Consider the following 17,652-nt stretch of genomic DNA (forward strand, 5'->3'; position numbering starts at 1 on the left):
GGGGGGGGGGGGGGGGGGGGGGGGGGGGTGGGGGGGGGGGGGGGGCCCCCGCCCCCCCCCCCCCCCACGACCGCGTCCGGGAGCACGGGCGGCGCGCCCGTCACAACGCCTCGTCGTCCCACTGGTCGAGCAGCAGGTCGCCCAGGTCCCCGCCGGGCCGCGCCGAACCGCCGTGCAGCGGCTGTTCGGTCCAGATGACCTTGCCGTGGGGTGTGTACCTGGTCCCCCACCGCCGAGCCAGCTGGGCGACGAGGAACAGTCCGCGTCCGCCCTCGTCCGTCAGGGCGGCCCGGCGCGGGTGCGGTGAGGTGCTGCTGCCGTCGGAGACCTCGCAGATGAGGTCGCGGTCGCGCAGCATCCGCACGCGGATCGGCTCGCTGCCGTAGCGGATCGCGTTGGTGACCAGTTCGCTGAGCATCAGCTCGGTGTCGAAACCCACCTCCTCCAGTCCCCACGCGTCCAGCTGCCGGGCGCACGCCGCGCGCACCGGGGCGACGGACGCGGAGTCGCGGGGCACGTCCCACTCCACGACGTCCGCCGGGTCCAGCAGCCGGGTGCGGGCCACCAGCAGCGCCACGTCGTCGCTGGGGCGCGGTGGCAGCACGGCGTCGATCACCTCCCGGCACGTCTCCTCCGGGCTCCGGTCGGGCCGGCCGGCCAGGGTGTCGCGCAGCAGGGCGAGGCCGGTGCCGATGTCCCTGCCCCGGTCCTCGACCAGCCCGTCGGTGTAGAGGACCAGGAGCGATCCCTCCGCCAGGTCCAGCTCGGCGGTCCCGACGGGCAGGCCCGCCGCCAGACCGAGGGGCGGGGAGGCGGGCACCTCGGGGAAGAGCACCGCGCCGTCGGGACGTACCAGCGCGGGCCCGGGGTGACCCGCGGTCGCCACGGTGCAGCGTCCGCCGGCGGGGTCGTAGATCGCGTACAGGCAGGTGGCCCCGGTGACCGTGTCTGCCTCGGCATCGGCCGCCCGGTCCTGGTCGATCCGGGTGACCAGTTCGTCGAGGTGGTCCAGGATCTCGTCGGGCGGCAGGTCGAGGGCCGAGAAGTTGAGCACCGCGGTGCGCAGGCGGCCCATGGTGGCGGCGGCGTGCAGACCGTGTCCGACGACGTCGCCGACGACGAGGGCCACCCGCGCGCCCGGCAGCGGGATCACGTCGAACCAGTCCCCGCCCACGCCGCCGGCCTGCGCGGGCAGATAGCGGTGGGCCACCTCCAGCGCGTTCTGCTCGGGCCGCCCCCGGGGCAGCAGGCTGCGTTGCAGGGTCACGGCGACGCCGTGCGCGTGGGTGTAGCGGCGTGCGTTGTCGATGGACACGGCCGCCCGCGCGACCAGCTCCTCGGCGAGGGAGCGGTCGTCGTCGTCGAAGGGGCCGCGCCGGTCCGTCCGCCAGAAGTCGGCCAGTCCCAGCAGGACGCCCCGCGCCCGCATCGGTACCGCGATGAGCGAGCGGATCCCGTGGGCGAGGATCCTTCCGGCCGTCTCCGGGCTCTGGACGCGCCACTCCTGGGCGGCGCCCAGATCGGCCTCCAGCACCGCGTGACCGGTCTCCAGCGCCGCCGCCATCGGGGTGCCGGGCACCCAGGTGATCCGCCCGCCGACGGGGAAGACGGGCGGGTCCAGGCTGTCGCCGAGGATGACCGTGCGGCGCATGTCCGCCGTGTCCGTCGGTTCGTCGCCGCGCAGGACGGGCTCCAGCAGCTCGACGGTGACCAGGTCGGCGAACCTGGGGACGGCGACCTCCGCCAGTTCCTCGGCGGTCCGTACGACGTCCAGGGTGGTGCCGATCCGCACACCCGCGTCGTACAGCAGCCGCAGACGCTCCTGAGCCTCCTCGGCCCGGCCCGAGAGGGCGCGCAGTTCCGTGGTGTCCCGCAGCGTCGTCACACTGCCGGCCGGGCCTCCGGCGCGGTCCGTGAGGCGGGTGTTGGCGATCAGCAGCCGGTCTCCCGCGAGGAGCACCTCGTCGCTGGCCACCCGGCCGGAGGACAGCAGCTCGGCCACCCGCGGTTCGAGGCCGAGATCGGCGATCCGGCGTCCCTCCGCGTCCGCCGGCAGGCCGAGCAGCCGCCGCGCCTCGTCGTTGGCCAGGAGCAGCCGGCCCTCACCCGAGAGGACGAGGACGCCCTCCCGCACGGAGTGCAGGACAGCGTCGTGGTGCTCGTACATCCGCGTCAGCTCGACGTGGCCCAGACCATGGGTCTGCCGCCGCAGCCGCCTGCTCGCCCACGCCGATCCGCACGTGGCCAGGACGACCGCGCCCCCCACGCCGCCGAGCAGGACCGGCAACTGGTGCTGGACCGTCGTGTTCACCGTCCCGAGCGTGATCGCGACGCTCACGACGCCCGCGACCGAGCCGTCCGGCCGGAAGACCGGGACGATCGAGTCGACCGCGGGGCCGCGGCTCGCGTTGATGACCTTCGTGAAGGGCCTGCCCTCCACCGCCTGCTTGTACGGGCCTACGACGTGCTTGCCGATCAGGGCGGGGTCGGGGTGCGTGAGCCGGATCCCGTCCGGCCGGTAGACGACGACGAAGGCCACACCCGTCCGCTCCCGGGTCTCCTCGGCGCGCGGCTGGAGGATCGCCGTCGGATCGCGGCTGTCGAGGGCCTGCGCCGTCCCGGGGGCACTGGCGAAGGCTTCGGCCACGGAGCGGGTGCGGTGCCGGGCGTCCGCCAGGCTGTTGTTCCAGGTCTCGAGCACGAGGACGGCGCCCGCGGCGATGATGAGCACCAGCAGCATCACCATCTGGACGGCGAACGCCTGCGCGGCGAAGCTGCGCACGCCCGGCGCCGGGCGCCGCCGCCACGCGGGGCTGTGCGGAGGCCCGTGCGCGTCGCCGGTCCGAGCCCGCCGTCCCCGCTCCGGCTCCGGGTCCGCGCGGTGCCGGAGCGGACGACGGCCGGTGTGGATGTTGGACATCAGGATCCGGCATCGGTCGAGAAGTCCGGCCATGTGTTCATTTTCCAGCACCGGCGGCCACGGCGGAGTCACCGGCGGCTACCGGGGCGACGGCCGCCCTGTGAGTCGCGGGCGCTTTGCGGGGCACTCGCACGGTGGGACAATATGGGACACAGGTGGCGTCATCGGCGCCACCGGCACTCTTCGCTTTCCTTGGTGAGGCGGGTGGAAGACATGGACATAGCCTCCTACGCCGTACTGGCCGTGGCACCCAATGTGTGGGCCACCTTCGGCGCCTTCATCGGTGGACTCGTCATCGTGATCGCCTTGGTGTGGGCCGTCGGCATGGGCATCGGTGTGATGCGCCGCGAGCCGGACCGGCCGACCGAGGCGGAGCAGCCGCACCTGCCGGTCACCGGCGCCGTCCACGAGATCAGGGAGATGCGGGAGCTGGACGAGCTCCACCCGGACGACGGGGAGCGGCTCATGCCCTATGAGCTGCACGCCACCGGAACCCGCCGCAGCCAGGACCAGCACCGGCGGCGCTGGCACCCGGGCAGCAGCGGGTCCTTCGGCGGTGGCGGCCCCGGCCGGACCTGACCCGGCCCCGGCCGCACCCGTCCAGGGGACGGGCCTTCGGGCCCGCCCCCGCCCCTTGCCGGGGCCGGGGCTCCGGGGCGGGGCAGGGCGGGGACGTGGCGCGGATCGCGTGGGCCGACCGGTGTCGCGGGCGCGATGCTGGGTAGGCGTCGGTGTCGAAAGGCGCCACGGGGCCTGGGAACCGCCCGGTCGGGCGGGCCCGCGCGCCGGGCTCACAGCTTGCGCACGGTGCGGTTACGGGGGACGGGGGTGTCACGTGCGGTCGTCGCACGTCACAAGGTGCTCGGACCATTCCCGCAACGGCCCGCGCGACCTTGGCGGAGAGCGGACAGCTCCTGCCAGACCCGAAGGGTATTCGGCGTTTTGATACGGATAGATTCAGTCACCAAGCGGTATCCGGACGGCACGCTGGCTGTCGACCGGCTCTCGCTCGAGATACCGGACCGCTCGATCACCGTCCTCGTCGGACCGTCGGGATGTGGCAAGACCACCACTCTGCGCATGATCAACCGGATGGTGGAGCCGACCGGGGGCACCATCCTCCTCGACGGCGTCGACATCCAGGAACAGCCCGTCAACACCCTGCGCCGGTCGATGGGGTACGTCATCCAGAACGCGGGGCTCTTCCAGCACCGCACCATCGTCGACAACATCGCGACCGTGCCCCGCCTGCTCGGCTGGGGCAAGCAGAAGGCCCGGGCGCGGGCGGCCGAGTTGATGGAGCGGGTCGGCCTCGACGCCTCGCTCGCCAAGCGCTACCCGTACCAGCTCTCCGGCGGCCAGCAGCAGCGCGTCGGTGTGGCGCGGGCGCTCGCCGCCGACCCGCCGGTGCTGCTGATGGACGAGCCGTTCTCCGCCGTGGACCCGGTGGTGCGCAAGGGCCTCCAGGACGAACTGCTCCGCATCCAGGAAGAGTTGGGCAAGACCATCGTCTTCGTCACGCACGACATCGACGAGGCCGTCAAAATCGGCACGATGGTCGCGGTCCTGCGCACCGGCGGCCGGCTGGCCCAGTACGCCCCGCCCGCCGAACTGCTCTCCGCGCCCGCGGACGACTTCGTGGAGGACTTCCTCGGTATCGACCGCGGCATCCGCCGGCTGTCCTTCTTCGCCTCCGGGGGGCTGGAGTTGACGAAGTCCCCGATCGTCACCGCCGACTCCACCGCCGAGCAGATCGCCGCCCGCGCCACCCCCGACGTGCCCTACCTCCTCGTCACCGACCCGGACGGCAGGCCCCTCGGCTGGAGCGAGCCGGGCGCGCTCGGCGACGGCCCCCTCGACGCCGCACGGCTCCTCTCCCACGGGCGGCCCTTCGAGTACGGCACCGATTCGCTGCGCGCCGCCCTCGACGGCGCCGTGCTCTCGCCGACCGGCTGGGCGGTCGCCGTGGACGGCACCGGCCGCGCGGTCGGCGTCGTCTCGCAGCAGACCATCGGCGAGGCGATCCGCAGCGCCCATGCCGAGGGGCGTGCCGGGGCCGAGGCCGGCGCGGGGGCCGCGGCGGAGGCCGGGGCCGACGCCGGAGCGGAAGCCGGCGCCGAGGCCGGGGTCGCGGGATGAACCGATTCTTCGACATTCCGAGCGACCTTCAGCACAGCTGGTTCGGCCTGATCGGACTGCACCTGCGCGAGGCCCTGCTGCCGGTGCTGGCCGGTCTCCTCGCCGCCCTGCCCCTCGCCCAGCTGTGCGTGCGGTTCCGCTGGCTGTACCCGCCCGTGCTGGGTCTGACGACCGTGCTCTACGCGATCCCGTCGCTGGCGTTCTTCGTCGTCCTCATCGACTACACCGGCCAGACCGAGCTCACCGTGATGATCCCGCTCGCCGTCTACAGCCTCGTCGTGCTCGTCCCGGCGATCGTCGACGGCGTCCGCTCGGTGCCGCAGGAGACACTGGCCGCGGCCACCGCCATGGGGCTGGGACCCGTACGCCGGTACCTCCAGGTGCAGTTGCCGATCGCGGTGCCCGCCATCATCGCGGGGCTGAGGGTGGCCGCCGTTTCCAGCATCTCGCTCGTCAGCGTCGGCATGCTGATCGGCAACCAGGGCGCCCTCGGCAATCTGCTCCACGACGCGCAGATCTACAACCGGCCCGAACTGGCCTGGAACTCCGTCCTCACCACGGCGGCCCTGGCGGTCGTCGTCGACGCCGTGCTGGTCCTCGTACGCCTGCTGCTGACCCCCTGGATGCCGCGCGGCACCCGCCGCGTCACCCCCACGGACGCCGAGGCCCGGCCCGAACCGGCCACGCCCGTACTGGAGGACGCCGCCCGGTGAACGTACTCCACTTCATCAACGCCTTCTTCAGCGACGCAGCCCACTGGAAGGGCTACGACGGCATCCCCACGCGCCTCGTGGAGCACGTCCAGTACTCCCTGATGGCCCTGGGCCTGGCCGCCGTCATCGGCCTGCCGGTCGGCCTGCTCACCGGGCACTACGGGCGCGGCGGCAACGCCCTCGCCCTGATCGCGACCGCCGGGCGGGCGCTGCCCAGCTTCGGCCTGCTGGTGCTGATGGTGATCCTGCTCGGCTTCGGCAAGATCCCCGTGATGATCCCGCTGGTCGTCCTCGCCGTCCCGCCGATCCTGATCACGACCTACGAGGCGATGCGCTCCGTCGATCCCTCGCCGGTGGACGCGGCCCGGGGCATGGGCATGGCCGAGTCGCGCGTCCTGTTCCAGGTCGAACTGCCCGTCGCCCTCCCGCTGATCCTCAGCGGACTGCGCTCGGCGGCCATCCAGATCGTCTCCACGGCCACCATCGCCGCGTACGTCAGCCTCGGCGGCCTCGGCCGGTACATCGTCGACGGCCTCTACCAGCACGACTACGAGAAGGTCGTGGGCGGGGCCGCGCTGGTCGCCGTGATGGCGCTGGCGACGCTCGCGGTGTTCTGGGCGGTCGCGCGGGTGACGGTGTCGCCCGGGGTGCGCCGTGGCGGCTGACCGCGGGCGGCGAAGCGGCGCCCCGGGGCCGGGGCGGACCCTCGGCCTCCCCGGGTGCCCTCCGTCCTCACCACCCGCCACGCATCGAAGCCGATCGGTGACCCGGCGCCTCTTGACTGACGAAGAAGCCGCTGGATTGGATCAAACGGCGGTGCTCGCGTCCCGCGTGCCGCCGCCGCTGCCATGTGCCCGACCAACCTCTCAGCCGGGAACGGGAATTGTGACTTCCAACACGAAGAGCACCAAGTTCAGCAAGAGCCACTTCGGGGCGGCCGCCGTCGCACTCGCCGCCTCCGCGGCGCTTCTCGCGGGGTGTTCGTCCGGCGGCTCCTCCGGCAAGGACCCGCTCGCGGAGGGCAGGGCGGGCGCCGGCACGGTCGTCGTCGGCTCCAACAACTTCGCCGAGAGCATCCTGATCGCCGACATCTACGGCGAGGCCCTGAAGGCCAAGGGCGTCAAGGTCGAGTACAAGCCCAACATCGGCAGCCGCGAGACCACCTACGGTCTGCTCAAGAACGGCTCGATCACCGTGCTGCCCGAGTACAACGGGGCGCTGCTGGCGTATCTCGACTCCAAGGCCGCCCCGAAGACGGTCGAGGCGACGACGGCCGCCATCGCCGCCAAGCTGGACTCCGGGCTGACGCTGCTCGAACCGGCGCCCGCGGAGGACAAGGACTCCGTCACCGTCAACGCCACGACGGCGAAGAAGTACGGCCTCACCGAGAAGTCCTCCATCGCGGACCTCAAGGACGCCGCCAAGGACCTGGTCATCGGCGGCTCGCCGGAGTTCCAGGCCCGGCACCAGGGCCTCAAGGGCCTGAAGTCCGAGTACGGGCTGGAGTTCAGGTCCTTCAAGGCGCTGGACGCGGGCGGCCCGCTGACCCAGGCGGCGCTGAAGCAGAACACCGTGCAGGTCGCCGACCTGTTCACCACGGATCCGACCATCGCCAAGGAGAAGTTCGTCGTCCTTCAGGACCCGAAGAACCTCTTCGGCTTCGAGAACGTCCAGCCGCTGGTGTACAAGTCCGGCCTGGACCAGAAGGGCGTCGACGCGCTCAACGCGGTCTCCGCCAAGCTGGACACGGCCACCCTGCTGGACCTGGACACCCAGGTGCAGTCGCAGAACAAGGACCCGCTCGACGTGGCCAAGGCCTGGCTGAAGTCCGCGGGCCTCGACTGACCGACCGGGATGGGGACACGGCCCGAGGGGCCGTGACACCGCACCGCTCCCTCGCCGGGTGCCGGACGGACGACCGTCCGGCACCCGGCGAGGCGTGAGCCGTGGGACGCCGGCTCAGAGGTCGAACTCGTGCGGCGGCAGTCCCAGGGCGAAGCAGGCCTCGCGCACCACGGCCTGCTCGGTCTTGTCGAAGTCGCCGTCCGCGCCGCCGATGACGATGCCGATCTGGACGACGGCCCGGGCCTCGGCGGGCTTCTTCTTCGCCTTGGCGATCTCCTGCAACACGCTGACCTTGCCGAAGTCGAAGTCCGCGGTCAGCCTGTTCAGGTTCTCCTCGAAGCGGCGGCGCAGATCGTCCGCGGGGAAGTTCTGCAGCACCTCGTTGGTGGCGATCAGCTGCGCGACACGCTGACGCTCCGAGGGGTCCACGGTGCCGTCGGCGGCGGCCACGAGGGCGCACATCGCCATGCTCGCGTCCCGGAAGGCGCCGCTCTTCAGGTCGTTCTTCCTTGCCACGAGCTGGGTCTGCATCTGCGTCGCGGAGTCCTTGATGCGGTCCCACAGGGCCATGTGCTCTCCAAGTGTGGTGTCGGGTGGCCTAACACGTTCCGTGCTGCATCTACAGCAACGTAGAAACTGATGGAGCGCCGGATAAGTTCCGGTGGACGAGTTCCGGCGGGTCCCGTTCGTACCGGGCCGCCTAGACTGGTGCGGCTCGTACCCGGCGTGCGGGCGTGCGCGAACAGGAGGAAGACGACCGTGGCGGCAGCCGGCAGTGGCTTCGAGGATCCGCCCGCCGACGTGCTCGCGGAGGCGGCCGCGGCCTTCGGGCTGCTCGCCTCGCCCGCCCGGCTGCACATCGTGTGGGCACTGGCGCAGGGCGAGAGCGACGTCACCGGGCTCGCCGAGCGGGTCGGCGGCGCGCTGCCCGCCGTCAGCCAGCACCTGACCAAGCTGAAGCTCGCCGGGCTCGTCCGCTCCCGCCGCGAGGGCCGGCGGCAGGTCTACTTCGTCGACGATCCCGACGTGGTCGACGTCGTACGGCTCACGGTCGCCCGGCTCACCGACCGGGGAGCCGCCGCCGACGCCCCGGCGCGCCGCCTCCGTGGCCTCTGAGCTCGCGGCGGCGCGCCCGGCCGAGCCCGACGGAACACCCCTCCAGGTACTGCGGCGGCTCGACAGCGGTCCGCGCGGGCTGACCGACGCCGAGGCGGAGGCACGGCTGGCGGCGGTCGGCGAGAACACGGTCCCCGAGGTGCGCACCCCGTCCTGGCCCCTGCTGTGGGTGCGCTCCCTGCGGGACCCGTTCACGGCCGTACTGCTCTGCCTGGGCGTGGTCTCCACGCTCGTCGCCTCCTGGGGGACCGCCGCGGTGATCCTCAGCCTGGTCGTGGTCAGCTGCGTGCTGCGCGCGACCGGCGAGCACCGGGCCGACCGGTCCATGGCCGCCCTGCGCGAACTGGTCGCCGGCACCGCCACCGTGCTGCGGCGGACGACAGACGGGCAACAGCCGCGCGCCCGGGAGGTCCCGGTCACCGAACTGGTGCCGGGCGACGTGCTCCGGCTCGGCCCCGGCGACCGCGTACCGGCCGACGTACGACTTCTGCGCGCCCGAGGGCTGACCGTGCACCAGGCCGCGCTGACCGGCGAGTCCGCCCCGGTCGCCAAGGCGGCCGTGGAGGAGCCGGGGCTCGGCGCGAGCGGCCCGTTCGGACAGGCGCACCTGTGCTTCCAGGGCAGCAGCGTCGCCACCGGCACGGCCACCGCCGTGGTGGTGCACACGGGCGCGCGCACGCGGTTCGCCGCCGCCCACGGCACCGCGGGCCGCGGGCGCGGGGACCGGACGGACCCCAGCGCCTTCGACCGCTCCGTGCAGGGCATCTCCTGGGTGCTCATCCGGTTCATGCTGCTGACGCCGCCACTGGTGCTGGTGGCGAACGCGGCGCTGCGCGGGCGCGGCCTGGAGACGCTGCCCTTCGCCGTGGCGGTGGCCGTCGGGCTCACACCCGAGATGCTGCCGGTGATCGTCACCCTCTGCCTGGCCCGCGGCACCCGGCAGCTCGCGGGGGCGCACGGCGTCATCGTCAAGCGGCTGCCCGCACTGCACGACCTGGGCGCCGTCGACGTGCTCTGCGTCGACAAGACCGGCACCCTCACCCAGGACCGGCCCGTCGTCGAACGGGCCCTCGACGCGGACGGCCGCGACGACCCGGAGGTGCTGCGCTGGGCCGCGGTCGGCGCCTGGTGGACCCTCCAGCTCGCCGAACTGCCCGCCCCGGACGCGCTCGACGAGGCACTCCTGGAGGCCGCCGGAGCGGTCGGCGAGGAGCACGACGGGGTCGCGGCCGTCCCCTTCGACCCGGTACGGCGCCTGGCCACCGCCGTGGTGCGGGGCCGGTTCGGCAGGCACGTCCTCGTCGTCCGGGGCGCCGTGGAGGACGTACTGGAGCGCTGCGCGCTGGAGCCCGCCGAGCGCGAGCGACTGCGGGAGCTCGCCGCGCGCGAGGCGGACGCCGGGCTGCGGCTGCTGGCCCTTGCCACCGACGAGCGCGCCGCCCGCACCGGCGACTACACCCCCGCCGACGAGCGCGGCCTCACCTTCCGGGGCCTGATCGCCTTCCGTGACGCGCTCGCGCCGACCGCGGCCGAGGCCCTGCGCGGGCTCGCCGAGGCCGGTGTCACCGTGAAGATCCTCACCGGCGACCACCCCGGCACGGCGGCGCGCGTCTGCCGTGACCTGGGGCTCGACGTGGGCGAGGTGCACACGGTGGGCTCCGGGCCCGGCGGGGACGGGGACCTCGCGGCGGCCGCCGCCCGTTCCACCGTCTTCGCCCGCTGCACGCCGGACGACAAGGCCCGGGTCGTGGACGCGCTGCGGGCCGCAGGACACACCGTCGGCTTCCTCGGCGACGGCGCCAACGACGTGCCCGCGCTGCGGGCCGCCGACGTCGGCGTCGCACCGCGGGCGGCCTGCGACATCGCCCGGGACAGCGCCGACGTGGTGCTCGCCGACAAGGACCTCACCGCGATCGGCCACGCCGTGGCGGCCGGCCGGCGGGCCAGCGGCAACATCGCCTCCTATCTGCGCGTCACGCTCTCCTCCAACCTCGGCAACGTCATAGCGATGCTCGTCGCGGGCCTGCTCCTGCCCTTCCTGCCGATGCTCCCGGTGCAGGTGCTCGTCCAGAACCTCTGCTTCGACGCGGCCCAGTCGTCCTTCGCCCACGACCGTCCGGGAAGGGCGGCGCTGCGCCGCCCGACCGCGCTGCGGCCGCGTGCCTTCCTGCGGTTCATCACCGGGTTCGGCGCGCTCAACGCGGTCGCTGACTTCGCGACCTTCGCCGTCCTCGCCCTCGTGCTGTGGGGACCCGACGCGCTGAACGACGAGTCCGTCTTCCACTCGGCCTGGTTCACCGAGAACCTGCTGACCCAGGCGCTGGTGATGGTGCTCCTGCGCACCGGCCGGGACGAGGGCGGCCGGCGGCGGCCGCCCGGACCCGTCGGCCGGGCCGCGGCCGTCCTCGCCCTCGCCGGGCTGCTGCTCCCGGTCAGTCCGCTGGGCCCGCCGCTGGGCATGACGGGGCTTCCGCTGCCCTACTACGTTCTGCTCGCCGCCGTCCTGGCACCGTACGGACTCGCCCTCGCGGCGGCGGTCCGGCGGTACGAGCGGCGGGCTCCGGAAGCCGTCGGGCCCGGGTACGCCGCCGCGGCTCCTGGTCCGGAAGCCGGCCGGAGCCAAGGCGGGTGCCGGCCGCCGGCCGGCACAAGCGTGTTCAGCGGCCGCGCAGCCGCAGGGCGAGGGCGGCGCCCCCGGTGAGCACCAGCACCGCGGCGGCGCCGCCCGCCAGCAGCGGCGCGGAAGGACCCCGGCCGGCGTCGGTCGCGGACGCCACCGGGCTGCTGTCGGGAGCGCCCGAGCGCGCCTGAGCGGCGGCGGAGTCCGGCGTCCCCCGCGCCGGAGCGGTCGTGTGCGGCCCGTGCGAGTGGCCCGGACCCGGGGCCCGAGTGCCCGGCTCCGGCGTACCGGCGGCCGGGCTCCCGCCCGAGCGGCCGGAGTCACCCGGCCCGGCCGGTCCGGCCGTTCCGCTCGTGCCGCCCGAACCGCTCGTGCCACCGGTCCCGTTCGTGCCGCCGGTCGCCTTCGTCGCCTTCGCGAACACCACGTCCGAGCACGAGTAGTAGGTGTCCGGCGTGCTGCTGTTCTGCCAGATGGTGAACAGCACATGACGGCCCGTCCGGTCGGCGGGCAGCGTCGCCCCGATGCGGTACGCGCCGCCCGTCAGCGGTGGGTCCTTGACCTCGGCGAAGGGCTGGGCGGGCAGGTCCGACCAGGTCAGCGGCTTCGTCGGGTCGTAGCCCCGCCTGGTGAGATAGAGCTTGAACGTGCCCTCGTGCGGGATCGTCGAGGCGTACGACATCGTGAGCCCCGCGCCCGGCACCAGACGGGTCGACGGCCAGTCGTCGCGGGCGAGGTCGAGGCCCTTGTACGCGGGCAGTCCTCCGCTGCACAGCTTTCCGTCGGGGACGACCTGACGGTCCCGGCCGCCCACGTTCGCCACCCGCAGGTTGTCCCACGCGGTGAAGGGGGCTCCGTTCGCGGCGACGGCCGCCCGGCAGGCGGCCGAACCGGCCCGGCCGCCCCCGTCCGGCGAGCAGGCGAACACCCGGCTGACCGGGTCGGTCGGGGCGCCGTGCGCGTGTGCGGGCCCGGCCGCCCACAACATGAGCAGGGCCGACACCGCCGTAGCGGCTGCGGTGCGCCCGAGGGGCGCGGTCGTCCGGGTCATCGGGAGACGTCTCCTGGGCCGGCGGGGAAACGGGCTGCTGCGCGGTCCAGTACGGGCGGCGGGCGCGAAGCGTTCAACCGGCCCGCGAGTGGCGGCACATGAGCGCGGACGGGCGGCGGGCGCCGATACAGCACGTCCCGTCTGCTTCCACCGGCGGCGCGCGTTTCCGGAGCGCCGAGGGTGACGGCGGAAGCTCCAAGGGGCCCTGGTGGACGCCTCGGAGCCGTGAGCTATCGTGTACGCGGAGTGAGAAACAAACGGCACGCCCCGTTCGTTACGGCCCCGGGAGTGTTCTGTCCATGCCGAGGCAGTTACGCGCCGAACAGACCCGCGCGACGATCATCACGGCCGCCGCCGACCTGTTCGACCGGCACGGCTACGAACGGACCAGCCTGAGCGACATCGTCGCACACGCACACGTCACCAAGGGCGCCCTGTACTTCCACTTCGCGGCCAAGGAGGATCTGGCCCACGCCATCCTGGAGTTGCAGTCCCGGGCCGCCCGGCAGGTGACCAGTCGCGTGGACGAGCAGGGTCACTCGTCGCTGGAGGCCCTGATACGCATCACCTACGCGCTCACCCGCCTCACCGTGGAGGGCCCCGTCACCCGAGCCGGCCTGCGACTGGCCACCGGAGGAGTCGAGGTGCGCCCGCCGCTGCGGCACCCGTTCACCGAGTGGCTGGACATCGCCACCGGCAAACTCCTCGGCGCCGTCAAGGAGTACGAGATCCAGCAGGACGTCGACGTCCACGCCGTCGCGCACTCCCTCGTCTGCTTCTTCGTCGGCACCCGGGTCGCCGGCCGGCCCCTGGAACCCATGGCGCGGCTGCCGCGCAGGACGACCGAGATGTGGCACCTGCTGATCCGCGGCCTCGTGCCGGTGCACCGGCGCCCCCGCTATCTGAGCCTCGCCACCCGGCTGGAGCGGGAGATCGTCGTCGTATGACCCGCCGGGTACGGTGAGGCGCATGCCCGCCAACCCGTCCGCGCCCGTACTCGTCGGCGACGAACCCGGTTCCTTCCCGCACAGCGTGCTGGCCGAACGGCACCCGGCCGTCATCCGGCAGGTGCGCGACGCCTTCCCCTACGGACCCGGGCAGCACCGCGCCCTGGACGCGCTGCTGGAGAGCTGCGCCGAGGGCGTGATCGACGACCTTCCCGCCGCCGCGCCCGACCGTGACCGGTGGCAGGACTGGGGCCTGGGACAGTACGCCGCCCGCTCCTGGTTCGACGTGCCGTGGCTGTGGTCCGAGAGCTACTTCTACCGCCGGCTCCTCGAAGCCGTCGGCTACTTCGCACCCGGCCCCTGGCAGGGCATCGACCCCTTCCGCCCGTCCAAACTCGCCGAACTCGACTCCCCGGAGACCGACGGGGAACTGGCGGCGCTCGACGAACTGGAGGGCAAGCCGCTGGCGGAGCGCGCGGACGCCCTGCTGCACGGCTCGCTCTGGGGCAACCGCGCCGACCTCGGCTTCCGGCTGTCGGCGGCCGGCGCCGAGGCCGGACCGCCCGTCCCCACCCTGGTCGCCGACGACAGGGAGGCCCTCTGGTCGCTGCTGCCGCCCTCCGGCGCCGGCACGCTCTGCCTGGTCGCCGACAACGCAGGCCGCGAACTCGTCCCCGATCTCCTCCTCGTCGCCCACCTCCTCGCCCACGGCCGCGTCCGGCGGGCGGTCCTGCACGTCAAGCCGTACCCGTACTACGTCTCCGACGCCACCACCGCCGACGTCGTCGACGCCGTGCGCCGGCTGACGGCGGCTCCCGGCGCGGCCGCGGAACACGGGCGCCGCCTGTGGGCGGCGATGGCCGACGGCAGACTGACGGTCCGGGCACACCCCTTCTCCTGCGCCCCGCTGCCCTACGCCGACATGCCCGCCGACCTGCACGAGGAGTTCGCCGCGGCCACGCTGACCGTGTTCAAGGGCGACCTGAACTACCGGCGGCTGGTGGGCGACCGGCTGTGGCCCCCGACCACGCCGTTCGCGGACACCACCGGCTACTTCCCCGGCCCCGTCGCCGCCCTGCGCACCCTGAAGTCCGACGTGATCACCGGCCTGGACGCGGACACCGAGGCCGCGCTGGACGCCGCCGAGGGCGAGCGCTGGCGCGTCGCGGGCACGCACGCGCTCATCCAGGTCAGGACCTGAGCCGCCGCCCGGCCGCACCGCGCGACTACCCCGTTCACGTGCGGATTCACGCGATGGAGTGATCCAGTTGGTGCGTACGGATGGTGCCGGAGTGTCGCGGGTAGGGCCCGGCCATGACGCAGCAGCCCTTCGAACTCCCGCACTTCTACATGCCGTATCCCGCGCGGCTCAACCCGAACGTCGACGAGGCCCGCGCCCACTCGACGCGGTGGGCGCGCGACATGGGCATGCTGGAGGGCTCCGGGATCTGGGAGCAGTCCGACCTCGACGCGCACGACTACGGACTGCTCTGCGCCTACACCCACCCCGACTGCGACGGGCCCGCCCTGTCGCTCATCACCGACTGGTACGTGTGGGTCTTCTTCTTCGACGACCACTTCCTGGAGACCTTCAAGCGCAGCCAGGACCGCGCGGGCGGCAAGGCCTACCTGGACCGGCTTCCCCTGTTCATGCCCCTCGACCCCGAAACCCCCGTCCCCGAGCCGCGCAACCCGGTCGAGGCCGGCCTCGCCGACCTGTGGGCGCGTACGGTGCCGTCGATGTCGGCCGACTGGCGCCACCGGTTCGCGGTGGCCACCGAGCACTTGCTGAACGAGTCCCTGTGGGAGCTGTCGAACATCAACGAGGGGCGGATCGCCAACCCCGTCGAGTACATCGAGATGCGCCGCAAGGTCGGCGGTGCGCCCTGGTCGGCGGGGCTGGTGGAGTACGCGACCGCCGAAGTGCCCGCCGCCGTCGCCGGAACCCGGCCGCTCAGGGTGCTGATGGAGACGTTCTCCGACGCCGTGCACCTGCGCAACGACCTGTTCTCCTACCAGCGTGAGGTGGAGGACGAGGGGGAGTTGAGCAACGGCGTCCTGGTCCTGGAGACCTTCTTCGGGTGCACCACCCAGGAGGCCGCCGACTCCGTCAACGACGTCCTCACCTCCCGCCTCCACCAGTTCGAGCACACCGCGCTCACCGAAGTGCCCGCGGTGGCCCTGGAGAAGGGCCTCACCCCGGTCGAGACCGCGGCGGTGGCGGCGTACGCCAAGGGCCTCCAGGACTGGCAGTCCGGCGGCCACGAGTGGCACACGCGCTCCAGCCGGTACATGAACGAGCGGGCCCGGCCCACCAGCCCCTGGCAGCGACTGGCCGGCCCCGGCACCTCGGCGGCCGACGTGGGCGCGCTGCTCGCGGCGGCCGGGGCTGAGAGGTTGCGCGCGTACACGCACGTGCCCTTCGAGAAGGTCGGCCCGTCCCGCATCCCCGACCTCCGCATGCCCTACCCGCTGGGGCTGAGCCCGCATCTGGACCGTTCCCGGCGAAGGCTCGTCGACTGGTGCCACAGCATGGGCATCCTCGAGGAGGGCGTGTGGGACGAGGACAAGCTCGCCGCCTACGACCTGGCGCTGTGCTCGGCCGGCATCGACCCGGACGCCATGCCCGAGGCGCTCGACCTGAGCGCGCAGTGGCTCGCCTTCGGCACCTACGGCGACGACTACTACCCGCTGGTGTACGGGCACCGCCGCGACCTCGTCGCCGCGAAGGCGACCACGGCACGCCTGTCGGCCTGCATGCCCGTGGCGGGGGAGGCGGCGCCGGTCCCGCTCAACGCCATGGAGCGGAGTCTGACCGACCTGTGGGCGCGCACCACCGCGGAGATGACCCCCGACCAGCGGCGCACCCTGAAGCACGCGATCGACTCGATGACCGAGAGCTGGGTGTGGGAGCTGTCCAACCAGCTCCAGAACCGCATTCCCGACCCGGTCGACTACCTGGAGATGCGGCGCGCCACCTTCGGCTCCGACCTCACCCTGAGCCTGTGCCGGATGGGATACGGCCCGGCCGTCCCCGCGGAGGTCTACCGCAGCGGCCCGGTCCGCTCCCTGGAGAACGCGGCCGTCGACTACGCCTGCCTGCTCAACGACGTCTTCTCGTACCAGAAGGAGATCGAGTACGAGGGCGAGATCCACAACGCGATCCTGGTCGTACAGCACTTCTTCGGCATCGACTACCCGGCCGCGCTCAAGGTCGTCCAGGACATGATGAACCAGCGCATGCGTCAGTTCGAGCACGTGGTGGCCCACGAACTGCCCGTCGCATACGACGACTTCGAGCTGTCCGAGGAGGCGCGGGCGGCCATGCTCGGCTATGTCACCGACCTGCAGAACTGGATGGCGGGCATCCTCAACTGGCACCGGAACGTGGACCGGTACAAGGCCGAGTGGCTGGACCGCCGGGCCCACGCCTTCCTACCGGACCGTCCGCCGGTCCCCGCCCTCCCCGTGGGCTGACCGCCCACCGAACAGCGGCAGCCGGAGGCGGTCGATGGAACAGACAGCGTTGCGTCCCAGGCCGATGCCGGGACAGGAGCCCGGTGGTGGCGAGCACGGCCCGGTACGGCGACCGCTCGGCGCGCGCCGCCGCGGCCGCCGCCTCGCGGCCCTGGCGTGCAGGCTGCTCGCCGCGATCGTCCTGGTCCTGTGCGGGGTCGGCCTCGGCACGGTGGGCCTCGCGGTGATCGGCGCGAGCAGGCCCGCCCCCGCCGAGCCGCAGCGGCCGGCCGGCACCCGGGCGCGCACGGATCCGGCGCCCGCCTCCGCGCCCGCACCGGTGCGTCCGACCCTGGGCGTGGAGGTGGTGGACGACGGCAGGCCCGGAGCCCGGGTGGTCGGCGTCCACGTCCCCGGCCCCGGGTACACGGCGGGCCTGGTCCGCGGCGACGTACTGCTCGTCTTCGGCGGAACCCGGGTGGACACGGCGGCGGACCTGGCCCGCGCGGTCGCCGGGTCCCGCCCGGGGCAGGCGGTGGTCCTCACCGTGCGCCACGCCGGCGGCGGCTACCAGCAGCTGACGGCCACCCCGGGGATCGTCACATGACGGCTCCCGCCGCATCCCGAGGCCCGTCCTGGCCCATGCCCCGTACCCCGGCCCGCCCCCCGGCCCGGCCCGTCCTGGGCCCTGCCGCGGTCCGCGGCCCGCCCCGGTCTGTGGCCCCTGCCCTGGCTCGTGACCTGTGCCTCGCCTCGTCCTGTGCCCTGCCTCGGTCCGTGCCCCGCCCTGGTCTGTGGCGTGTCCGGGTTCGGGGCCCGTGCCGCGTGCCGTGGCTCGTCCCGGT

At 73.4% G+C, this 17,652-nt stretch carries 14 protein-coding genes; 11 read left to right on the forward strand and 3 right to left on the reverse strand.

The window, feature by feature from the left end:
- Window positions 1–100 precede the first annotated feature (100 nt).
- Window positions 101–2,953 carry a SpoIIE family protein phosphatase gene (locus tag ACWC91_RS17245; protein WP_450644370.1) on the reverse strand — a complete coding sequence of 951 codons (2,853 nt, stop codon included), beginning with the start codon at window positions 2,951–2,953 and terminating at the stop codon, window positions 101–103.
- Between the two features lie 180 nt (window positions 2,954–3,133).
- Between ACWC91_RS17245 and ACWC91_RS17250 the strand changes: the two genes are divergently transcribed.
- From ACWC91_RS17250 to ACWC91_RS17270, 5 genes are all read left to right on the forward strand, one after another.
- Entirely contained in the window at window positions 3,134–3,499 is a 366-nt protein-coding gene (locus tag ACWC91_RS17250; RefSeq protein WP_141357191.1) for a DUF6479 family protein, read from the forward strand.
- Window positions 3,500–3,862: 363 nt separating this feature from the next.
- Entirely contained in the window at window positions 3,863–5,059 is a 1,197-nt protein-coding gene (locus ACWC91_RS17255) for an ABC transporter ATP-binding protein (protein ID WP_225075707.1), read from the forward strand.
- Complete coding sequence (locus tag ACWC91_RS17260; protein WP_450644368.1) at window positions 5,056–5,772, forward strand: ABC transporter permease; 717 nt, start codon at window positions 5,056–5,058, stop codon at window positions 5,770–5,772. Before ACWC91_RS17255 ends, ACWC91_RS17260 begins: the two co-directional genes overlap by 4 nt.
- A complete protein-coding gene (locus ACWC91_RS17265) occupies window positions 5,769–6,437 on the forward strand; it encodes an ABC transporter permease (RefSeq protein WP_225075705.1) in 669 nt (222 codons plus the stop codon). Before ACWC91_RS17260 ends, ACWC91_RS17265 begins: the two co-directional genes overlap by 4 nt.
- Before the next feature lie 220 nt (window positions 6,438–6,657).
- A complete protein-coding gene (locus tag ACWC91_RS17270) occupies window positions 6,658–7,617 on the forward strand; it encodes an ABC transporter substrate-binding protein (RefSeq protein WP_376499420.1) in 960 nt (319 codons plus the stop codon).
- A 114-nt stretch (window positions 7,618–7,731) separates the two neighbouring features.
- On the opposite strand, the gene ACWC91_RS17275 is transcribed toward ACWC91_RS17270, so the two are convergent.
- Window positions 7,732–8,187, reverse strand: coding sequence for a tellurite resistance TerB family protein (locus ACWC91_RS17275; RefSeq protein ID WP_225075703.1), 456 nt, complete (start codon window positions 8,185–8,187; stop codon window positions 7,732–7,734).
- 189 nt (window positions 8,188–8,376) lie between these two features.
- Here ACWC91_RS17275 and ACWC91_RS17280 point away from each other — a divergent pair, with 189 nt between their 5' ends.
- Together ACWC91_RS17280 and mgtA are read left to right on the forward strand one after the other, a co-directional pair.
- Window positions 8,377–8,733: an ArsR/SmtB family transcription factor gene (locus ACWC91_RS17280; RefSeq protein ID WP_225075702.1), complete on the forward strand. Its 357-nt coding sequence runs from the start codon at window positions 8,377–8,379 to the stop codon at window positions 8,731–8,733.
- Window positions 8,723–11,434 carry a magnesium-translocating P-type ATPase gene (gene mgtA, locus ACWC91_RS17285; protein ID WP_225075701.1) on the forward strand — a complete coding sequence of 904 codons (2,712 nt, stop codon included), beginning with the start codon at window positions 8,723–8,725 and terminating at the stop codon, window positions 11,432–11,434. Before ACWC91_RS17280 ends, mgtA begins: the two co-directional genes overlap by 11 nt.
- On the opposite strand, the gene ACWC91_RS17290 is transcribed toward mgtA, so the two are convergent.
- Entirely contained in the window at window positions 11,391–12,404 is a 1,014-nt protein-coding gene (locus tag ACWC91_RS17290) for a lytic polysaccharide monooxygenase (protein ID WP_376499423.1), read from the reverse strand. The genes mgtA and ACWC91_RS17290 overlap by 44 nt on opposite strands.
- Before the next feature lie 299 nt (window positions 12,405–12,703).
- Here ACWC91_RS17290 and ACWC91_RS17295 point away from each other — a divergent pair, with 299 nt between their 5' ends.
- From ACWC91_RS17295 to ACWC91_RS17310, 4 genes are all read left to right on the forward strand, one after another.
- Window positions 12,704–13,351 carry a ScbR family autoregulator-binding transcription factor gene (locus tag ACWC91_RS17295; protein ID WP_225075699.1) on the forward strand — a complete coding sequence of 216 codons (648 nt, stop codon included), beginning with the start codon at window positions 12,704–12,706 and terminating at the stop codon, window positions 13,349–13,351.
- A gap of 22 nt (window positions 13,352–13,373) precedes the next feature.
- Complete coding sequence (locus tag ACWC91_RS17300) at window positions 13,374–14,552, forward strand: damage-control phosphatase ARMT1 family protein (protein ID WP_450643127.1); 1,179 nt, start codon at window positions 13,374–13,376, stop codon at window positions 14,550–14,552.
- A 113-nt stretch (window positions 14,553–14,665) separates the two neighbouring features.
- Entirely contained in the window at window positions 14,666–16,828 is a 2,163-nt protein-coding gene (cyc2, locus tag ACWC91_RS17305; RefSeq protein WP_450643126.1) for a germacradienol/geosmin synthase Cyc2, read from the forward strand.
- A 34-nt stretch (window positions 16,829–16,862) separates the two neighbouring features.
- Window positions 16,863–17,414 carry a PDZ domain-containing protein gene (locus ACWC91_RS17310; RefSeq protein ID WP_450643124.1) on the forward strand — a complete coding sequence of 184 codons (552 nt, stop codon included), beginning with the start codon at window positions 16,863–16,865 and terminating at the stop codon, window positions 17,412–17,414.
- Window positions 17,415–17,652: the final 238 nt, after the last annotated feature.

Source organism: Streptomyces sp. NPDC001204 (assembly GCF_053598035.1).

Coding starts and splice junctions, on each gene's coding strand:
- cyc2 (WP_450643126.1), top strand. CDS start 14,666: ATGACGCAGCAGCCCTTCGAACTCCCGCACTTCTACATGCCGTATCCC.
- ACWC91_RS17260 (WP_450644368.1), top strand. CDS start 5,056: ATGAACCGATTCTTCGACATTCCGAGCGACCTTCAGCACAGCTGGTTC.
- ACWC91_RS17250 (WP_141357191.1), top strand. CDS start 3,134: ATGGACATAGCCTCCTACGCCGTACTGGCCGTGGCACCCAATGTGTGG.
- ACWC91_RS17290 (WP_376499423.1), bottom strand. CDS start 12,404: ATGACCCGGACGACCGCGCCCCTCGGGCGCACCGCAGCCGCTACGGCG.
- ACWC91_RS17245 (WP_450644370.1), bottom strand. CDS start 2,953: ATGGCCGGACTTCTCGACCGATGCCGGATCCTGATGTCCAACATCCAC.
- ACWC91_RS17310 (WP_450643124.1), top strand. CDS start 16,863: ATGGAACAGACAGCGTTGCGTCCCAGGCCGATGCCGGGACAGGAGCCC.
- ACWC91_RS17295 (WP_225075699.1), top strand. CDS start 12,704: ATGCCGAGGCAGTTACGCGCCGAACAGACCCGCGCGACGATCATCACG.
- ACWC91_RS17275 (WP_225075703.1), bottom strand. CDS start 8,187: ATGGCCCTGTGGGACCGCATCAAGGACTCCGCGACGCAGATGCAGACC.
- ACWC91_RS17300 (WP_450643127.1), top strand. CDS start 13,374: ATGCCCGCCAACCCGTCCGCGCCCGTACTCGTCGGCGACGAACCCGGT.